This window comes from Micromonospora sp. SL4-19 (assembly GCF_047921475.1).
In the GTDB taxonomy this organism is placed as follows: domain Bacteria; phylum Actinomycetota; class Actinomycetes; order Mycobacteriales; family Micromonosporaceae; genus Micromonospora.
This window is the reverse complement of sequence record NZ_JBLROB010000001.1, coordinates 64,585-81,118: the sequence shown is the minus strand read 5'-3', so window position 1 is coordinate 81,118 and position 16,534 is coordinate 64,585. Positions and strand designations below refer to the sequence as shown.

Sequence of the window (16,534 nt, the reverse complement as noted above, 5' to 3'; positions counted from 1 at the left end):
GCGGGGGTACCGCCACGTCGCGGCGGTACCCCCGATCCGATCCGGCAATCAGCGGCGGTTGTAGCGGTACATCGTCAGCGTGCCGAAGACCACCACGAACCCGGCGCTCCACAGCAGCAGCCACATCGTGTTCGTCGCGTCGGGCGACCCAGCCATCGCCGCCCGCACCGACGCCACCAGGTGGGTGATCGGGTTGACCTTGACGAACGCCTGGAGCCAGCCCGGCATGGTGCTCGGGTTGACGAAGACGTTGCTCAGGAAGGTCAGCGGGAACAGCACCATCATGCTGACCCCCATCACCGACTTCTCGCTGCGCAGGACCAGGCCGAAGAACGTCCAGACCCAGGAGAACGCGAACGAGAAGACCACCAGCAGGCCGATCCCGGCCAGCACGCCGAGCAACCCACCGCCGGGCCGGAACCCGAGCGCCAGCCCGACGCCGAGGATGACCAGCGCGGCGAGGATGTAGCGCAGCACGTCACCGAAGATCATGCCGACCAGCGCGGCCGGTCGCCAGACGGGCAGGGTCCGGATGCGGTCGAAGACGCCCTTCTCGATGTCGTTGTTGAGACCGACCCCCGTGTACATGGTGATCATCACGACGCTCGTCACCATGATGCCGGGCAGGAAGAACTGCAGGTAGTCCCGCGGACTGCCGGCGAGGGCACCGCCGAACAGGTACGTGAACATCAGCACCATGATGATCGGAAACGCCGTCACGTCGAACAGCTGCTCCGGCACGTGCTTGATCTTCAACAGCGCCCGCCAGCCGAAGATGAACGACGCCGACAGCGCACCCGGCCGCGGCGGCCGGGCACCGGGCGCGAGGACCGTCGCCAGCGCCTCGGCCGACGGTACGTAGACGGACGGCGCCCGCCCGGTCGTGGTCGCGGTCTCGCTCATCGGGCTGCCTCCAGCTCGTCGTCCCGCTCGTCGGCCGCGACGGCGGGGTGGTCGGTCAGGGCCAGGAACACCTCGTCGAGGCTCGGCTGGCCCAGGGAGAAGTCGTCGACGACGATGCCCGCACGGGCCAGCTCCCCGAGCGCCCGAGCCGCCTGCTCGCCGGCCTCCAGGTCGCTGCCCTCCTCGCCGACCCGCGCCGTCAACGCCACCGGATCCGGTTCGAGCTGCACCGGCACGCCCAGTGCCACCCGGAGCACCTTCTCCGCCTCCGACCGCTGGCCCGGGTCGCGCAGCCGCACATGGATGGTGCCGGACCCGACCGACGACTTCAGCTCGCCCGGGGTGCCCTCCGCGATCACCTTGCCGTGGTCGACCACCGCGATGCGGCCGGCGAGCTGGTCCGCCTCGTCCAGGTACTGCGTGGTCAGCAGCACCGTCGTGCCGTGCGCCACCACCGCCCGGACGATCTCCCACACCTGGTTGCGGCTGCGCGGATCCAGCCCCGTCGTCGGCTCGTCGAGGAAGAGCAGGTCCGGGGTGTTGAGGATGCTCGCCGCGATGTCGATCCGCCGCCGCATCCCGCCCGAGTACTTCTTCACCTGGCGGCCGGCCGCATCGGTCAGGCCGAACGCGGCCAGCAGGCTCTCCGCCCGAGCCCGGGCGTCCGTCTTGCCCAGCCCGAGCAGGCGACCCAGCAGGACGAGGTTCTCCATCCCGGTGAGGTCCTCGTCGAGCGAGGCGTACTGGCCGGTCAGGCTCACCCGGGCGCGCACCGCGTCGGCCTCGGCCACCACGTCGTGGCCGAAGATCCGCGCCCGGCCGCCGTCGGGGCGCAGCAGCGTCGCCAGCACCCGCACCGCGGTGGTCTTGCCGGCGCCGTTCGGGCCGAGCAGCCCGTAGACGGTGCCGGCCGGGACCTGGAGGTCCAGGCCGTCGAGCGCGCGGGTCGAGCCGAACGACCGGACCAGCCCGTCGGCCTCGACGGCCAGACCGGTGTTCCGTTTACTCATGATCACTACCTTCCTTCGACATTCAGGAGACGTACGGGCGCGCCGCCCGGCCCTCGCGCAGCGCCAGACCCCACCAGCAGAGCTCGTCCAGGAGGACGCGGGCGTCCTGGCGCAGCTGGTCCTCGACCTGCGGCGTCGGTTCACCGCCGAGCAGGTCGACGCCGACGATGTCGCGCACCGTCACCGCGTGCAGGGCGGTGAAGACCGTCCGGAGCTGGTCGACCGCGTGCAGGCCGACCGAACGGCAGCCGTACGACACGAAGCCGACCGGCTTGGCCTGCCACTCGTCGTACGCGTAGTCGATCGCCTGTTTCAACGAGGCCGGGAAGCTGTGGTTGTACTCGGGGGTGACCACGACGAAGGCGTCCGCCCGGCTGACCTGCGCGACGAACGACCGCATGCTCGCCGTCGGCTCGGCCGGGTAGCTGGCGGGGAAGTCGTACCCGGCGAGGTCGACGACGGTCACCGTCATCCCGTCGCGCTGCCGCGCCTGCTCGACGAACCAGCGACCGACCCGGTCGCCCGCCCGCCCCTCGCGCGTGCTGCCGATGATCACAGCGAGCTGCAGCGGCACCATGCTCCCTCCCCGGCTCCGTCGGATCTCACCCCTCAGGCGCCAGACGGCAGCCGGCAGCCCGCCAGATCTGATCTGGCGGGACCGGCGAACGCGGCCCGAGGTGTCGGCGGCGGCTGCTTCAATGGCGCCGGAGAAGAGGAGGGACAACCTTGACCGACGTGCGTATCCAGCCGTGGACGGAGGAGGACCTCGACCTGCTGCGGCGGCTCAACTCGCCGGAGGTCCGGCGGCACACGGGCGGCCCGGAGACGGACGAGCAGGTCGTGGGCCGCAACGCGCGTTATGCGCGGATGAGCGCCGGTCCCGGGGGAATGTTCACCATCGCCCTGCCAGGTGGGTCGAAGGTGGGCAGCGTCGGCTACTGGGCACGCACCTGGCGCGGCGAGCAGGTCTGGGAGCTGGGCTGGGCGGTGCTGCCCGCTCACCAGGGCAGGGGGCTGGCCACCGCGGCGGTGCTCGCGGCGCTGGACGCGGCCCGCGCCGAGCGGACCCGCCAGTGGGCGCACGCCTACCCGTCGGTCGACAACCCGGCGTCGAACGCGGTCTGCCGCAAGGCCGGCTTCACGTTGCTCGGCGAGACCGAGTTCGAGTACCCGCCGGGGCGGATGATGCGCTCCAACGACTGGCGGCTCGACCTGACCGGCAAGACCGAGGAGTGACCGTGCCGGCGGCTGAGAGACGACCGACCCCGGCGGTGCCTCCTTGCACCGCCGGGGTCAGACCGGTCGAGTCAGTGCTGCGGTAGAAGTCGTCGTTCGCCAAACGCGGCAGTAGTTGAGCGAGTACCTGGTTCAGCGCGCCCGCTTTTCTGTGCCGGTTCTGGTACGTCGTGACGATGCGTGCGCCCTGGCGGGACGGCCACCGACCTACGCGGATGGCGGGACCTGGCGTACCGGTGAGGGGCGGCCGGGCCGCGCGGACGGCCGGGCCGGCCCCGCCGAACGGTGGATCTTGCGCTGCGGCTCGGCGGGCGGCCGTCAGGCGACCTCGTGCGGAAGCCGCGGAGCCTCCGCGTGCTGCCGGATCACCGGGCGGTGTCCAGACTGGCCCGCTGCTCCGGGGTCAGCTCCAGGTCCACCGCGGCGAGGCTCTCCTCGAGCTGCGCCACCGAGGAGAAGCCGACCAGCGGGATCGCCGGAACGTCCCCGCCCATCAGCCACGCCAGGACCACCTGGTTGACCGTCGCGCCCGTCTCCGCCGCCACCGCATGCAGCGCGGCCAGCCGGGCCGGGGTGCTCGGCAGGTCGTACTCGGCGCCCAGCCGTTCCGGCCGGGCATACGCGCCCTTGAGTAGCGGCGAGTAGGCGACCAGGGTGAGCTGCGGCTCGGCGCGCAGATAGCTGGCCAGGTCCGGGCCGACCCAGCCGACGTCACCGTCCGGGTCCAGCTCGACCGGCAGGTCGACCCGGCTGGGCAGATAGCTGCGGTGGTACTGCAGCACCTCGTACCCGGGCAGCCCGGCCGCGGCGGCGATGCTCCGGGCCCGCTCGATCCGCCACGTGCGGTGGTTGCTCGCGCCCAGCAGCCCGACGGTGCCCTCGCCGACCAGCTCCGCGAAACCTCCACGGTCTCCCGCAGCGGCACGCTCCGGTCCTCGATGTGCGCGTAGAGCAGGTCCAGCCGCTCCACGCCGAGCCGTTCCCGGCTGCGGTCGGCCGCCTCGCGGATCACCTTCGTCGACAGGCCCTCCGGATTGTCCACGTAGCTGGTACCCGGGGCGAGGGGCCGCGCGCCGAGCTTGGTGGCGATGACCACCTCGGCGCCGACGCCGCGGCTGCGCCGCCAGCGGCCGAGCAGCTCCTCGCTCTCCCCGCCCTGGCCCCCGTTCTGCCAGAACGCGTAGTTGTCGGAGGTGTCGATGAAGGTGCCGCCGGCCTCGACGTAGCGGTCGAGGATGGCGTACGAGGTGGCCTCGTCGGTGGCGGTGCCGAACAGCATCGCCCCGAGGCTGAGCACGCTGACCTCCCGGCGGGTGGCCGGGTCGGTGCCGATGGTGCGGTATCTCATGGGTCCTCCCCTTGGGATGAGCGCCGACACCGACCACCCTCGACCTTCGAGCGCACGCGAAGTCAAGGCCCTGTCAGGGCAGCTCGCCGTAGCCACCCGCGAGCACACGCGTGCCGGTCAGTAGCCGGTGACGAAGGAGCGGGTGGTGGTCTGTCCGTTCCAGGTCGCGGTGAGGGTGCCGATCGCGGCCGGGGACAGGTCGGCCGCCCCGATGATCGGGAAGACCGCCCCCGGGCTACCCGCTGGGATGTCGACGGTGGCGGGCACGTTCACGCCGGCCAGGCCGACCGAGAGCGCCACCCGCGCGCCGTCCGGGTTGGGAGCGGTGCCGATGCCCACCACACCGGTGACCGTGCTGCCGACCCGGACGAACCCCGGCCCGACGGCGAAGGCCGACGGCACGGCGGCCACCGGCGCGCTGTCCCGGGTGGCGCCCAGGGACGCGCTGGGGTTCCCCTCGTTCGGTTCGCCGTCGCCGTAGACGGGCGCGGTGAAGCTGACCTTGGTGGCGCCCTCGGGCACCACGACCAGCTGCGGCACCGACACCCGCACTCCGCCGTAGGCGCTGTTGGGCGAGAGGTTGACGTTGAGGCCACCGGCCATCGCCGGGGCGGTCAGCTCCACCGTCCCGGTCACGGTCTGTCCTTCGACCACGACCCGGCGGTCGAACCGCAGGTCCTTGACCCCCTGCACCGACGGATCGGCCGGTACGACGGTGACCGTCCCCGCCGCGACGAGGCCCTGCCCGGGCGCCTGGGCGTAGAGGGTCCTGACCTGCGTCTGTTCCACGTACGCGGAGAGCCGGATCGGGAAGCTCACGCTGTTGCGTCCCTGCGGCACGTAGACCTGGCTGCCCACGAACGTCGCGTAGACCACGTCGACGTAGAGCGAGACCCAGATCCCGCCCACCGGAGCCGGGCCGGACAGCGTGATGGTCTGGGTGGCCAGCTGTCCGGCACTGATGGTCGGCGGGCTCACCGTGCCACCCGACACCAGAGGTGCGATGGTGCTGGTCGGCGTGGGGGTGGGGCGCGGGCCTGGCTTGCCGGGGCGGCCGCCGGGGGCGGCGCCGGCGGCGATGGGGGCGACGGTGAGCAGCGCCACCGCCACCGCGGCGGCGCCGACTGGTCGGAGCAGAGAGGACAGTCGCATCTGAGGACCCCGTTCGTGAAGGCAAGAGGTCCCTTGACCAAACCCCGCATCACCGGCCGGGAACCAGCCCGACGGGCGGTCCGTAGCAGTCTCGTAAGAAGTGGCCCGGGCACGCGGGCGGCGCCCCGTTACCGGGGCCCCGCACCGTTCGCTCAGCTCGGCATGTAGTCGAAGGTGTCCGGGTTCGGGCCCTGCCGGCCGGCCTCACCCTGGTCCAGGCTGCTGATCCGGTCCATCGAGGCGTCATCCAGCTCGAAGTCGAAGATCTGGAAGTTCTCCTCGATCCGCTGCGGCGTGGTCGACTTCGGGAAGACGATGTCGCCGCGCTGTATGTGCCAGCGCAGCACGACCTGGGCCGGGGTGCGGCCGACCAGCTCGGCCACGTCAATGATCGTCGGGTCGCCGAGCACCTTGCCCTGGGCGATCGGCGACCACGCCTGGGTGAGGATGTTGTGCGTCCTGCCGCACTCGCGCACCTCCTCGTTGCCGAAGTACGGGTGCGCCTCCACCTGGTTCACCGCCGGCATCACCTCCGCCTCGGCGGCCAGCCGCTCGAGGTGCGGCACCTGGAAGTTCGACACGCCGATCGACTTCGCCCGGCCGTCCCGCTGGAACTCCTCCAGCACCTTCCAGGTGGAGACGAAGTCTCCGTCGTAGAGCGTCGGCAGCGGCCAGTGGATCAGGAACAGGTCGATGTAGTCGAACTTCAGCGCCTGCAACGTCGACTCGAACGCGGCGCGGGCGTCGTCCGGGCGGTGGGAGGCGTTGCTCAGCTTGCTGGTGACGAAGACGTCCCCGCGGTCCAGCCCGGCGGCGCGCACCGCCTGGCCCACCTCGGCCTCGTTGCCGTACATCTCGGCCGTGTCGATGTGCCGGTAGCCGACCTCGAGGGCCTTGCCGACGGCCCCGGCGGTGTCCTTCGGCTCGATCTGGAAGACCCCGAAGCCGAGCAGCGGGATCCGGTTGCCGTCATTGAACGAGATGTTGGGAACGGTGTTCGCGGCCATGCAGCCTCATCTCCCATCGTCGGGGGTACCCGGAAGCGCTTCCACGTGTTTCGTCCGGACTCGTACCACCGTCGTCCTACCCGCTGCGGCCGGTTCCTCACGGCACCGATGGGGTGATCCGCGCCAACTCGATCATGACGCCTGAAGTTCACCGAACGTTGGCCGCCGCGTTGGTTTACCCCTGCTACCAAGACCTCGATCCGCGCAGGGCGCGGGTCCTCCACCCGGACAGGAACGAGGTGCAGGTGCGGGCCAGAAGATTCCCGGCGCTGGTCATGGCGGTGCTGGTGCTGCTCACCGGCTGTACGACGAGCGGGCCGACGACCGAGCGGACCGGCGGGCCGACCACCGGCATGCTGCGGATGGTCGCCGGCAGCGAGCAGCAGAGCGTCGTCGACACGATCGTCAAGCCCTGGTGCGCCAGCCGGCATTACCGGTGCGAGGTCACCTTCAAGGGCTCGGTGGACCAGGCCCGGCTGCTCGGCGCCAGCAGCACCGATTACGACGCGTACTGGTTCGCCTCCAGCGTCTTCCTGCAGTTGGGTGACCGGGCCAATGCGTTGCGCGACGTCCAGCCCATGTTCCTCACTCCGGTGGTCTTCGCCGCCTGGCGGTCCGAGATGGACAAGCTGGGCTTCGCCGGCCGCTCCAACGTCCCGATCGCCGACATCCTGCGCGCGGTCGAGTCCGGCCGGACCAAGGTGTGGATCACCAATCCCACCCAGTCCAACTCCGGTGCCACCGTGCTGTTCGGCTTCCTCAACTACTTCGCCGGCAACGGTCCCGGCACCCCGCTGACCCAGAGCCAGCTCGACTCGCCCGCCGTCGAGCAGGGGGTCAGCCGGTTCGTCAAGGCGATGGACCAGACCCCGCCGTCCACCGGCACCCTGATGACGGAGTGCCTGGCCCACCCGGACCAGTGCCGGTCCCTGTTCACCTACGAGGACCTGGTCATCGAGAAGAACGCCGAGCTGGTCAAGGCCGGCAAGGAACCGCTGCTGGTGGCGTACCCGCAGGGCTCCCTGGCGGTCAGCGACGCCCCGCTGGGCTTCCTGCCGCAGGCCGGCAACGACGACGCCCACCGGATCTTCACCGAACTCCAGAACCACCTGCTCAAGGACGCCGGGGCGCAGGCCGCGCTGCTCAAGCTGGGCCGCCGGCCGGCCGCCGGGGTGGGACTCACCCTCGACAACCCCGACCCGGGCGTCTTCAACCCTGCCTGGGGCATCCAGGCCACCATCAACGAGCAGGCCATCCAGTTCCCGGCCGCGTCGGTCATCCAGGCGGCGCTGGACCGCTACCAGACCCGCTATCGCCGGCCGGTCGCCGTCTACTACTGCCTTGACGGCAGCGGCTCGATGGGCGGTAACGACGGCTGGACGGGTGTCCAGGCCGCGGCCGGGCAGATCTTCGACCCCGACCAGGCGGCCCTGAACTTCCTGCAGACCCACCCCCAGGACAGCACCACGGTCAGCATCTTCAACGGCGGCATCACCGGCGGCAGCCCGTGGACGGTCCAGGGCAACGACCCGGACGCGCTGCGCGACCTGACCGGCAAGGTCACCGCGTACGACCCCGACGGCGGCACCGACATGTATGCCTGCCTGCTCCGCGCGGCCGACGAACTCGCCCGACCCCAGCCCGACGGCCGCAAGCGGCTGGTCGTGCTGATGACCGACGGGCAGTCCAACAGCGAACGGCGCGAACAGGCGGTCACCGCGCTGCGGTCGGCCGGCGTGCCGGTGGTCGCGATCGCCTTCGGCCGGGACGCCGACCCGACCCAGCTCAAGGAGGTGGCCGAGGCCACCAACGGCACCTTCGTGCGGCAGGACGACCTGGTGGCGGCCCTGCGGCAGGCAGCGGGGTACAAGTGAGGCATCGCCTGGCCGCACCGGTCGCCCTGGCCGCCGCCGTCGGGGCCTTCGCACTGGCCTTCGCCGTCACCGGCAGCCTGCTCTGGTCACCGCTGCTCGCCGCCGCCACCGCGCTCGGGCTCTATCTGATGCTCGACGATCGGTCCGCCGCCCGAGCCGAGCACGACACGTACGCCGACGAGGCCCGGGACCGGGTCGACGAGGCGCTGCGGGTGCTCCGCGGCATCGAGCGGCTCAGCCGCGACGTCCGCCCGCCGGAGGCCCGCCGCGCCCTGGAGGACGCCTGCCGGTACGTCCCGGAACTGTTCGACCGGGTCCGGGACCACTCGCCGGACAGCCTCTACTCCACGGCGTCCCGGATGGGCGGTCACCTGCGCAGCCTCGACGGCGCGGTACGGCAGTACCTGGACATCCAGCGCCAGCCGGTGCTCTACCACGACCCGGACACCCTGCGCCGCAACGGCGAGGAGGCGTTCCGGCGCTTCGCCGACTTCGCCCTGGACAGCGTCCGGCTGGTCAACCAGGGCGACATCGCGCAGTACGCCGCGAACCTGGACACCGTCGCCCCACCGATCCTGCCCGACCTGGGCCGATGAAGGAGTCACGTTGAGAATGCCCAGCACCCGGTTCCTGATCGGGCTGGTCATGGTGATCGTGGTCTGCGTCGTCGCGGCGGTGCTGTGGCGCCGCTCCTCGGACAGCCCGGCCACCGCCGCCCCACCCACCACCGTCACCTGCGTGGGCGGCTCGGAGAAGTCCGAGCTGATGGCCGACGACGAGGTCAAGCGGATCCTGCGCGAGGACTACCGGCTGGAGGTCGCCTTCCAACCCCTGGGCTCGTACGACCAGGTGCAGCTGAGCACCGACGAGATCAAGGCCCGCAAGCTGGACTGCCTCTGGCCGTCCAGTGCCAGCGCCCAGGGCGTCTTCGAGGCCCAGCACGCCGGCGCCTTCCCGGACTACCGGGCGGAGAACCTGCTCCAGTCGCCGGAGGTCATCTACGCCGGCCCGCGCGGCACCGACGCGCTGGTACGCAAGGGCATCGTGCAGCGCCGCGGCGACCGGTACTTCGTCGTCGACATGAAGGGCCTGCTGCTGGACCACGTGGTCAAGCGCCGCACCTGGGAGGCGATCGGCGCGACGGACCTGCGCGGGCCGATCACCGTGGCCAGCACCGACCCCGCCAAGTCCAACAGCGGATTCACCCTGGCCCAGCTCCAGCTCAACATCATCGCCACTGCCGACGGGTTCTCCGCGCCGAGCCTCGCCCAGGCACGCCAGGCCCTGCCCACGATGCGCGCGCTGCACGACGCGCAGGGCCTCCAGTCGCGCAGCTCCGACTCCGGGTTCCGGGAATGGCTCACCCAGGGCGGCGAGTTCAAGGCCCCGCTGTACGCCGGCTACGAGAACCAGATCATCCAGCAGGTGGTGCAGAGCGGCGACAACAGCACCAGCCTGCTGCGCAACGTTCGGGTGCTCTACCCCGACCCGACCATCCACAGCGATCACCCGGTACTCGCCCTCGACCCGGCCGCCGGCCGGCTCATCGACGCGCTCAAGGACCCGAAGATCCAGACCATCGCCTGGCAGCGGTACGGCTTCCGCTCAGCCGTGCGGGTCGGCGCGAACGACGTCGCCGAGTTCCCCGGCATCGGGCTCGCCGACCAGGTCCGGGCCGCACCCGCGCCCGCCGCCGACGTGACGCTCGCGCTGCTCAGCTGCATGAAGGACGCCACCACCTGCAAGTGAAGGGACCCACGTCATGACCGAGGGACTCCAGATCGACTTCGGCAGCATCGTCGGCGGCCCGGCCGATCCGCCCGCCGGTGCCGCCGACGCCGCCATCACCACCGCGCTGGCCACCGCCGAGCCGAAGACGTTCTCCTGCACCGCGCTGCTGACGGGGGCGCAGCGGGCCCAGGCCGAGCAGGCCGCCCGCCAGCTCTACCCGACCATGCTGGCCAACACCGACGCCCTGGCGAACTTCGGCACCCAGGCGCTGGACCAGGTCAACGCGCAGGTCAGCCGGATCTTCCGGGAGGTCGGCCGGGTCGACATCCCGGAACTGACCGGCATCATGCACGAGATCAACGACCGGATGCGCAGCTTCCGCCGCAAGTACGACCCGAGCGACCCCAAGGTGCGGGAGACCTTCACCAAGTTCTCCGACGCCATCCGGGGCCTGTTCCGCAAGGGACGTGACCTGCTGGAAATGCTCTTCGAGGAGGCCCGGACCGTCGAGCAGCAGCTCGACCGGGTCGCCGGGCAGCTCAGCGACAAGCAGATGCAGCTGCGCCGCAACGTGGTGCTCTGCGACGAGCTCTACAAGGCCAACGAGGCCGCCATCGGGCAACTCGTCGGCGCCATCGCGGTGATGGAGCTGATCCGCGACGTGGCACTGGACGATGCCCGGTCCATCACCGTCACCCCCGGCGCGCCCGACGAACGGGACCAGCAGGAACGGCTCTCCCTGGTCACCGAGTTCGCGCAGGCACTGGAGGTGCGGATCAACGAGTTCCAGCAGCGCCTCTTCGTCGCCTGGTCCACCTCGCCGCAGGTACGCAACATCCGCACCCTCAACTACGGCCTCGGCCAGCGCCTCGCCTTGTTGATGAACCTCACCATCCCGACGATGAAGCTCACCATCGCCCAGTGGGCGCTGCTGTTGCAGGCCAACCAGGCCGCCGACATGCAGCAGGCGGTCGCGGACGGCGCCAACGACGTGCTGTCGGCGTACGCGGCGGCGTCGAAGACGGCGGTGCCGCAGATCGCCAAGGTGATCCAGACCCCCACCGTCCGCCCGGAGACCATCCTCGAGGTCGCCGAGTCGATCGACGCGCAGGCACGGGGCATCGAGGAGGCGGTCCGCTACGGCCAGCAGAAGCGGGCCGAGGTGGTCACCGCGATCGTCACCGCCAACCAGTCCATGTCGGAGTCCTCGCAGCGACTCAGCCGTACCGTCGTCGAGCTGGTCACCCGAGCCAAGGAGCCGGTCGCGCTGCCCGCCGGACCGCAACTCCCGGCGGCAGTGCTGGAACAGGCCCCGGCCGTCGTCCCCTCCCCTCGCTGACGGATCGCCACACGCCCCGGCCGGTCACCCGGCCGGGGTCCGGCCCCTGCGCTCAGCCGCCGGTCAGGTCCCGCAGGGCCAGCACCGACTTCCAGTTCCGCGTGGTCGCCACCACGCCCAACGTCTTCTCCAGGTACGCGTTGGTGAACTTCGTCCGCCCGTACCCACCGTCGGGGTAGTGCAGGAAGACCTCCCGGCCGGTCACCGCGTACTCCAGGTTCTCCCCGCCGGGGACGGTCAGCGCCGCCACCTTCGCCTTCGTCGGCGCGGCAGCCAGGAACGCCACCAGCAGCCGGGTCGGATCGTCCTGCCGGCCGGCGTACGGGCTGGCCTCGGCGACCGCCGCCAGCTCGGCGTCGCTGCGGACCAGCACCGGCACGGTCAGCCCCAGCTCGTCGGCGATCGCCCGCTCAATTCCCCGCGCCAGCTTCCCGGCGTCGTTCGTCGGGCTGGTGAAGACCACGTTGCCGCTCTGCAGGTACGTCTTGACGTCCTCGTGCCCGAGGTCGGCGACCAGACGACGCAGGTCGGCCATCGCGATTCGGGTGGCGCCGACGTTGACACCCCGCAGCAACGCGGCGTAGCGGGTCATCCCGGGCCTCCTCGCGTCGGCGTCACTCGACAGCAGCCTAGTGCCGCGGCAACCGCATCGCCTCACGACTGAGGTGCATGCCGCCGGCGGCGCCGAACCGTCGCCGTGCGCCCGGTCAGTGCCGGTCGAGCCAGATCACGATCCCGGTCAGGTCGTTGAGCACGGCCGCGACGCCCGCCCTGATGGCGGCCGCGCAGCGCTCGCCCGTGAACGAGTCGGGGTCGTACGTCGAGGACATGCCCAGCCCTTCGCCGCGGAACGACGCGCCGGACCAGTCGACCGCCGTGACGTTGTGGGTGGGCTCGGCCAGCTCCGCACCCACCACGAGGAACTGCTGGGACAGGTGGCTCGGGGTGACCAACGCGAGTGGGTCGACGAGGTCGTTGCCCGCGCTGACGATGAGGTCCGGGCCCATCTCGAGGGCCCGGGTGATGCTGGGAACGAGGTCGTGGCCGTCGTCTGCGACCACCGTCCTGAGGTCGACGTGCTCATCCTCGGCCCAGTCCTTGACCGCCGTCACGAGGGCCCGGGTCGGGCGGTCGTCACCCATGGTCAGCAGCACCACCCGGTAGCCCTTCGACGGGCGTACCCCGCTCCAGGAGCCGGGCCGTGGGGTGACGGTCTCCTCCGGGGCGGGCGGGGCGGCCGGGTCGATGAACCCCGGGCCGAGCGTGCCGATGGCCGTGGGCCTGGGGCGCGGTCGTGACCAGTCGTCGCCGGAGCTGCATCCGGTGACCAGCGTGACGGCCGCGGCCAGCAGGGCAACGGTCCGAAGCGGGGGGCGCAAGGCGACCGTCCTTTCGAGGGCTCGCGGGAATACGCGTGCTCCTTCCTATCCCAGTTCCGGCCGAGGTCAATCCGCTGACGGCCGCTCCGGCGGATTGTTCTTCAGCGGTTCGCCAGCGGTCCGGTCGGTGTTCAGCCGTGACGTGCACCGTGCACTCGCCAAGCGAAGGAGCCGCATGTCAACACATGTCCGCCGGACCGCCGTCGCCGCCGTCGTCGGGGTCATCGCGGCGGTGTGCGCTGTCCTGAGCGCCGGGCCGGCGCTCGCCCACGGGTTCACGTCGACCGTGTACCTCCATGTCACCGACGGTGACGAGGGCCATGTACGGACGAAGCTGGAACTCGAGTACGACCTCTTCGTCGTCTCCGTCGCCGACTCCCAGCACGACGACCCCCTCTTCAGAGCCGGAATCCCGGCATTCGAGGCCGGTGACACCGCCGGGCAGGCCGCGGCGCTCAACGCCCATGTGGAGTCGGCCGTCAGGTACGTCACCGAGCGCCTCTCGGTCACCGCGGGCGGCAAAACCTGCACGCCGGCACAGGTCGGCGACTTCACGATCGGCGCACGGGAAGGGGTGCCGTACGCCGATCTGCTACTCGACTGGGCCTGCCCTGAGCGGGGCGACGAGCACGAGGTGCGCAGCGTGCTGTTCCCCGACGCGGAGAAGTACGTGAAGGGCACCAAGACGATCGTCACCTACGAGATCGACGGTCGCTCGGGCAGCGCCGCGCTCGACGCCGGTCGTCCATCCTTCTCGACCGGCCAGTCGTGGTACGAGCGGTTCTGGGAGTTCTTCCGCCTCGGCGCCGAGCACCTGCTGACCGGGATCGACCACATCCTGTTCCTGCTGGCGCTCATCGCCGGGTCACGGCGGCTGCGGGAGATCGTGCTCGCGGCCACCAGCTTCACCCTCGCGCACTCGGTGACGTTCATGCTCGCCGCCCTCGGCCTGGTCGACGTGCCGGCGCGGGTCGTGGAGCCCGTCATCGCGCTGTCGATCGCCGTGGTCGCCGGCTGGTACCTGTGGCGGATCCGGCGGCGCGGCGACCACGCCACCGACCTGGAGACGGCGGGAGACGGTCACTTCAGTCTGGACCGTTCGGGCTGGACCCGTCTCGGGGTGGTGTTCTGCTTCGGCCTCGTGCACGGCCTGGGCTTCGCGGGCGCGTTGGGGATCGACGAGGCGTGGTCGTGGACCCTGCTGTGGTCCCTGCTGGTGTTCAACGTCGGCATCGAGGCCGTGCAGCTGGTGATCATCGCGGTCGTCTTCCCACTGCTGATCGTGCTGCGTCGCCGGGCGCCGAGGGCCGGCCTCTGGGCGACGGGCGCGATTTCAGCGGGCGTATCCGTTATGGGACTGGTCTGGTTCGTCCAAAGGATCCTCGGCTTCTGAAACCGGCACAGGGTTCCGGGAACTTCAACTGATCCGCCGGATCGGATTCATGGTCGATTCACCGAACGACGAAACCTTGAGTCCGCTTCTCCGCACCTCTCCTCTCCAGAAAAGGGACGGAATCAATGAGATCGCGTATCTCAACACGGGCCCCCGGGCTTGTGCGACGCCGCGTGGCCGCAGGGGCCACGGCGGCCTTGCTGGGCCTGGCCGCGGCCCTCGGTAGCGGCCTGGGCACCAGCGCCGGCGCTGCCGACTCCACCGCCCTCACCGGCATCATCCTCGGCGTGGGCGCCGACGAGTCCCAGCGCATCGTGAACTGGTACTCGTCGGTCGACACCGCGCAGCAGGTCCAGCTCGCCCCGACCGCCTCGCTCGTCAACGGCGAGTTCCCGGCCGGCGCCGCCGCCTTCGACGCGATCGGCGGGACGAACATCGCCACCAGTGGTGGCTTCAACCGCCACGCGACGATCACGGGCCTGAAGGAGCACACCGCGTACTCCTACCGGGTCGGCGCCGAGGGCGACTGGTCCTCGACGTACTCCTTCAAGACGCAGGACTTCGAGGGCGACTACGACTTCCTGTTCTTCGGTGACCCGCAGATCGGCTCCTCCGGCGACGTGCCGAAGGACCAGGCCGGCTGGGAGGAGACCCTGAAGGTCGCGACGGCGGCCAACCCGAACGCCGAGCTGCTGGTCTCGGGCGGCGACCACGTCGAGACCGCCGGCACCGAGACCCAGTGGAGCGCGTTCCTCGCCCCCGACCAGCTGCGTCAGGTCCCGTTCGCCGCGACCATCGGCAACCACGATGTCGGCTCGAAGGCCTACGAGCAGCACCACTTCACCCCGAACACCGACCGGTCGGGCGCGCTGTACAGCAACGGCAACCCGGATTCCAACACGTCGGGTGGTGACTACTGGTTCATCTACAAGGACGTGCTGTTCATCGACATCAACAGCAACAGCTACCGCACCGCCTCGGGTGGTGGCGGCGACGAGGCGCACATCGCCTACATCACCGATGTCGTCAACAAGCACGGCGCCAAGGCCAAGTGGAAGGTCCTCCTCTTCCACCACGCCATGTACTCGCCGGCCAGCCACGCCAAGGACTCCGACGCCAAGGTGCGCCGGGTCGACTTCCCGACCGCCTTCTCCAACCTCGGCATCGACATGGTGATGGCCGGCCACGACCACGCGTACTCCCGCAGCTACCTCATCAAAAACGGCCAGAAGGCGAACCCGGACGAGCAGCCCGGCGCGGCCGACGTGTTCGCCGGCCCGGGCGGCGTGCTCTACGTGACGGGTAACTCGGCCTCCGGCTCGAAGTACTACGACATCACCGCGCCGGACAACAGCGGCACGAGCGGTGCCGGCAACGGTGCCGACCCGCTGAACCCGAGCAGCTACTGGTACAACTCGGCGCAGAACCAGGAGCACGTGCGCAGCTACGTCAAGGTTCAGGTGCGCAACGACAAGCTCGTCGTCGAGAACCTCCGCAGCGGCACCTGCGCGGCGCCGAACGCGGCGGTGGAGCGTGGCCTCAAGTGCACCAACACCGCCACGGACCAGCCGGTCGGCTCGATCGTCGACAAGGTCACCGTGCACCCGTACCAGGGCAGCGGCCAGAACATCCAGGTCGACGTGCCCAACGCCGCTCCGGGCGAGTTCGGCTGGACGATCGACGGCTACAACGGCCTGGTGGACCTCGGCACCGCGCAGGAGCACAACGGCGACTACTTCGCGGCGACCGGCAAGATCAACCCGATCGTCGTGTCGGACAGCCGCCGCTCGCTCGCGCCGTGGTCGATCTCGGCCAGCGTGGGTGACTTCCGGGACGCCGACAAGACGTTCTCCGGCGCCTACCTCGGCTGGACGCCGTACGTGCTCGACGCCGGTGCCGGTGCTCAGGCCAGCGGATCGGTGCCGTCGGCCTACGACGACCACGGCCAGGGTCTGTCCGTCTCCCGCGGCCTCGGCTGGGCCGACCAGGGCCACCCCCGGGGCACCGCCAAGCTGGGCGCCGACCTGGACCTGAAGATCCCGGGCAGCGCCGAGAAGGGTAGCTACCGCACCACCCTCACGATCACTGCGCTGAGCAGCTGACCGGACCCGTTCCACCCGGCGGGGTAGGCGCCTTCGGGTGCCCACCCCGCCGGTCATTCC

15 protein-coding genes and 1 pseudogene are annotated in these 16,534 nt (G+C 70.7%); 7 read left to right on the top strand and 9 right to left on the bottom strand.

Features of this window, described 5'->3' with window-relative positions:
- Positions 1 to 48: 48 nt before the first annotated feature.
- Genes ACNAVT_RS00390 through ACNAVT_RS00380 form a run of 3 tightly spaced genes read right to left on the bottom strand, consistent with a single transcriptional unit; the run spans position 49 to position 2,490 of the window.
- Positions 49 to 903 (bottom strand): ABC transporter permease, encoded by an 855-nt coding sequence (locus tag ACNAVT_RS00390; RefSeq protein WP_416291663.1) that lies wholly within the window; start codon positions 901 to 903, stop codon positions 49 to 51.
- Entirely contained in the window at positions 900 to 1,913 is a 1,014-nt protein-coding gene (locus tag ACNAVT_RS00385) for an ATP-binding cassette domain-containing protein (protein ID WP_416291661.1), read from the bottom strand. Before ACNAVT_RS00385 ends, ACNAVT_RS00390 begins: the two co-directional genes overlap by 4 nt.
- 22 nt (positions 1,914 to 1,935) lie before the next feature.
- Positions 1,936 to 2,490: an NADPH-dependent FMN reductase gene (locus tag ACNAVT_RS00380; RefSeq protein WP_416291659.1), complete on the bottom strand. Its 555-nt coding sequence runs from the start codon at positions 2,488 to 2,490 to the stop codon at positions 1,936 to 1,938.
- Between the two features lie 158 nt (positions 2,491 to 2,648).
- Here ACNAVT_RS00380 and ACNAVT_RS00375 point away from each other — a divergent pair, with 158 nt between their 5' ends.
- The gene (locus ACNAVT_RS00375) at positions 2,649 to 3,149 is read left to right on the top strand and encodes a GNAT family N-acetyltransferase (protein ID WP_416292800.1); all 501 of its coding nucleotides are present in this window, start codon (positions 2,649 to 2,651) and stop codon (positions 3,147 to 3,149) included.
- A 365-nt stretch (positions 3,150 to 3,514) separates the two neighbouring features.
- Here ACNAVT_RS00375 and ACNAVT_RS00370 read toward each other — a convergent pair whose 3' ends face one another.
- The 4 genes and pseudogenes from ACNAVT_RS00370 to ACNAVT_RS00355 form a co-directional block, all read right to left on the bottom strand.
- Positions 3,515 to 4,012: an aldo/keto reductase gene (locus tag ACNAVT_RS00370; RefSeq protein ID WP_416292798.1), complete on the bottom strand. Its 498-nt coding sequence runs from the start codon at positions 4,010 to 4,012 to the stop codon at positions 3,515 to 3,517.
- Positions 4,013 to 4,110: 98 nt separating this feature from the next.
- Positions 4,111 to 4,428, bottom strand: a pseudogene (locus tag ACNAVT_RS00365) (aldo/keto reductase); the annotation flags it as partial.
- Positions 4,429 to 4,614: 186 nt separating this feature from the next.
- Positions 4,615 to 5,649: a hypothetical protein gene (locus tag ACNAVT_RS00360; RefSeq protein WP_416291657.1), complete on the bottom strand. Its 1,035-nt coding sequence runs from the start codon at positions 5,647 to 5,649 to the stop codon at positions 4,615 to 4,617.
- 152 nt (positions 5,650 to 5,801) lie between these two features.
- Positions 5,802 to 6,656: an aldo/keto reductase gene (locus tag ACNAVT_RS00355; RefSeq protein ID WP_416291655.1), complete on the bottom strand. Its 855-nt coding sequence runs from the start codon at positions 6,654 to 6,656 to the stop codon at positions 5,802 to 5,804.
- 245 nt (positions 6,657 to 6,901) lie between these two features.
- Between ACNAVT_RS00355 and ACNAVT_RS00350 the strand changes: the two genes are divergently transcribed.
- From ACNAVT_RS00350 to ACNAVT_RS00335, 4 genes are read left to right on the top strand one after another with little or no spacing between them, the layout of a single operon-like run.
- On the top strand, positions 6,902 to 8,530 hold the full coding sequence (locus ACNAVT_RS00350; protein ID WP_416291654.1) for a vWA domain-containing protein: 1,629 nt from the start codon (positions 6,902 to 6,904) through the stop codon (positions 8,528 to 8,530).
- Positions 8,527 to 9,126, top strand: a complete 600-nt coding sequence (locus ACNAVT_RS00345; RefSeq protein WP_416291653.1) for a hypothetical protein — start codon at positions 8,527 to 8,529, stop codon at positions 9,124 to 9,126. Before ACNAVT_RS00350 ends, ACNAVT_RS00345 begins: the two co-directional genes overlap by 4 nt.
- A 16-nt stretch (positions 9,127 to 9,142) precedes the next feature.
- Positions 9,143 to 10,279 (top strand): hypothetical protein, encoded by a 1,137-nt coding sequence (locus ACNAVT_RS00340; protein WP_416291652.1) that lies wholly within the window; start codon positions 9,143 to 9,145, stop codon positions 10,277 to 10,279.
- Positions 10,280 to 10,292: 13 nt separating this feature from the next.
- A complete protein-coding gene (locus ACNAVT_RS00335; protein WP_416291651.1) occupies positions 10,293 to 11,600 on the top strand; it encodes a toxic anion resistance protein in 1,308 nt (435 codons plus the stop codon).
- Positions 11,601 to 11,652: 52 nt separating this feature from the next.
- Here ACNAVT_RS00335 and ACNAVT_RS00330 read toward each other — a convergent pair whose 3' ends face one another.
- Together ACNAVT_RS00330 and ACNAVT_RS00325 are read right to left on the bottom strand one after the other, a co-directional pair.
- Complete coding sequence (locus ACNAVT_RS00330; protein ID WP_416291650.1) at positions 11,653 to 12,192, bottom strand: DUF1697 domain-containing protein; 540 nt, start codon at positions 12,190 to 12,192, stop codon at positions 11,653 to 11,655.
- A 115-nt stretch (positions 12,193 to 12,307) separates the two neighbouring features.
- The gene (locus tag ACNAVT_RS00325) at positions 12,308 to 12,979 is read right to left on the bottom strand and encodes a hypothetical protein (RefSeq protein ID WP_416291649.1); all 672 of its coding nucleotides are present in this window, start codon (positions 12,977 to 12,979) and stop codon (positions 12,308 to 12,310) included.
- Between the two features lie 175 nt (positions 12,980 to 13,154).
- Between ACNAVT_RS00325 and ACNAVT_RS00320 the strand changes: the two genes are divergently transcribed.
- Positions 13,155 to 14,372 (top strand): HupE/UreJ family protein, encoded by a 1,218-nt coding sequence (locus ACNAVT_RS00320; protein ID WP_416291648.1) that lies wholly within the window; start codon positions 13,155 to 13,157, stop codon positions 14,370 to 14,372.
- A 173-nt stretch (positions 14,373 to 14,545) separates the two neighbouring features.
- Positions 14,546 to 16,474 (top strand): fibronectin type III domain-containing protein, encoded by a 1,929-nt coding sequence (locus tag ACNAVT_RS00315; protein WP_416291647.1) that lies wholly within the window; start codon positions 14,546 to 14,548, stop codon positions 16,472 to 16,474.
- Positions 16,475 to 16,534: the final 60 nt, after the last annotated feature.

What these genes read in the sequence shown, in the direction of transcription:
- ACNAVT_RS00320 (WP_416291648.1), top strand. Translation starts at nt 13,155, where the DNA reads ATGTCAACACATGTCCGCCGGACCGCCGTCGCCGCCGTCGTCGGGGTC.
- ACNAVT_RS00335 (WP_416291651.1), top strand. Translation starts at nt 10,293, where the DNA reads ATGACCGAGGGACTCCAGATCGACTTCGGCAGCATCGTCGGCGGCCCG.
- ACNAVT_RS00380 (WP_416291659.1), bottom strand. Translation starts at nt 2,490, where the DNA reads ATGGTGCCGCTGCAGCTCGCTGTGATCATCGGCAGCACGCGCGAGGGG.
- ACNAVT_RS00385 (WP_416291661.1), bottom strand. Translation starts at nt 1,913, where the DNA reads ATGAGTAAACGGAACACCGGTCTGGCCGTCGAGGCCGACGGGCTGGTC.
- ACNAVT_RS00360 (WP_416291657.1), bottom strand. Translation starts at nt 5,649, where the DNA reads ATGCGACTGTCCTCTCTGCTCCGACCAGTCGGCGCCGCCGCGGTGGCG.
- ACNAVT_RS00390 (WP_416291663.1), bottom strand. Translation starts at nt 903, where the DNA reads ATGAGCGAGACCGCGACCACGACCGGGCGGGCGCCGTCCGTCTACGTA.
- ACNAVT_RS00340 (WP_416291652.1), top strand. Translation starts at nt 9,143, where the DNA reads ATGCCCAGCACCCGGTTCCTGATCGGGCTGGTCATGGTGATCGTGGTC.
- ACNAVT_RS00355 (WP_416291655.1), bottom strand. Translation starts at nt 6,656, where the DNA reads ATGGCCGCGAACACCGTTCCCAACATCTCGTTCAATGACGGCAACCGG.
- ACNAVT_RS00330 (WP_416291650.1), bottom strand. Translation starts at nt 12,192, where the DNA reads ATGACCCGCTACGCCGCGTTGCTGCGGGGTGTCAACGTCGGCGCCACC.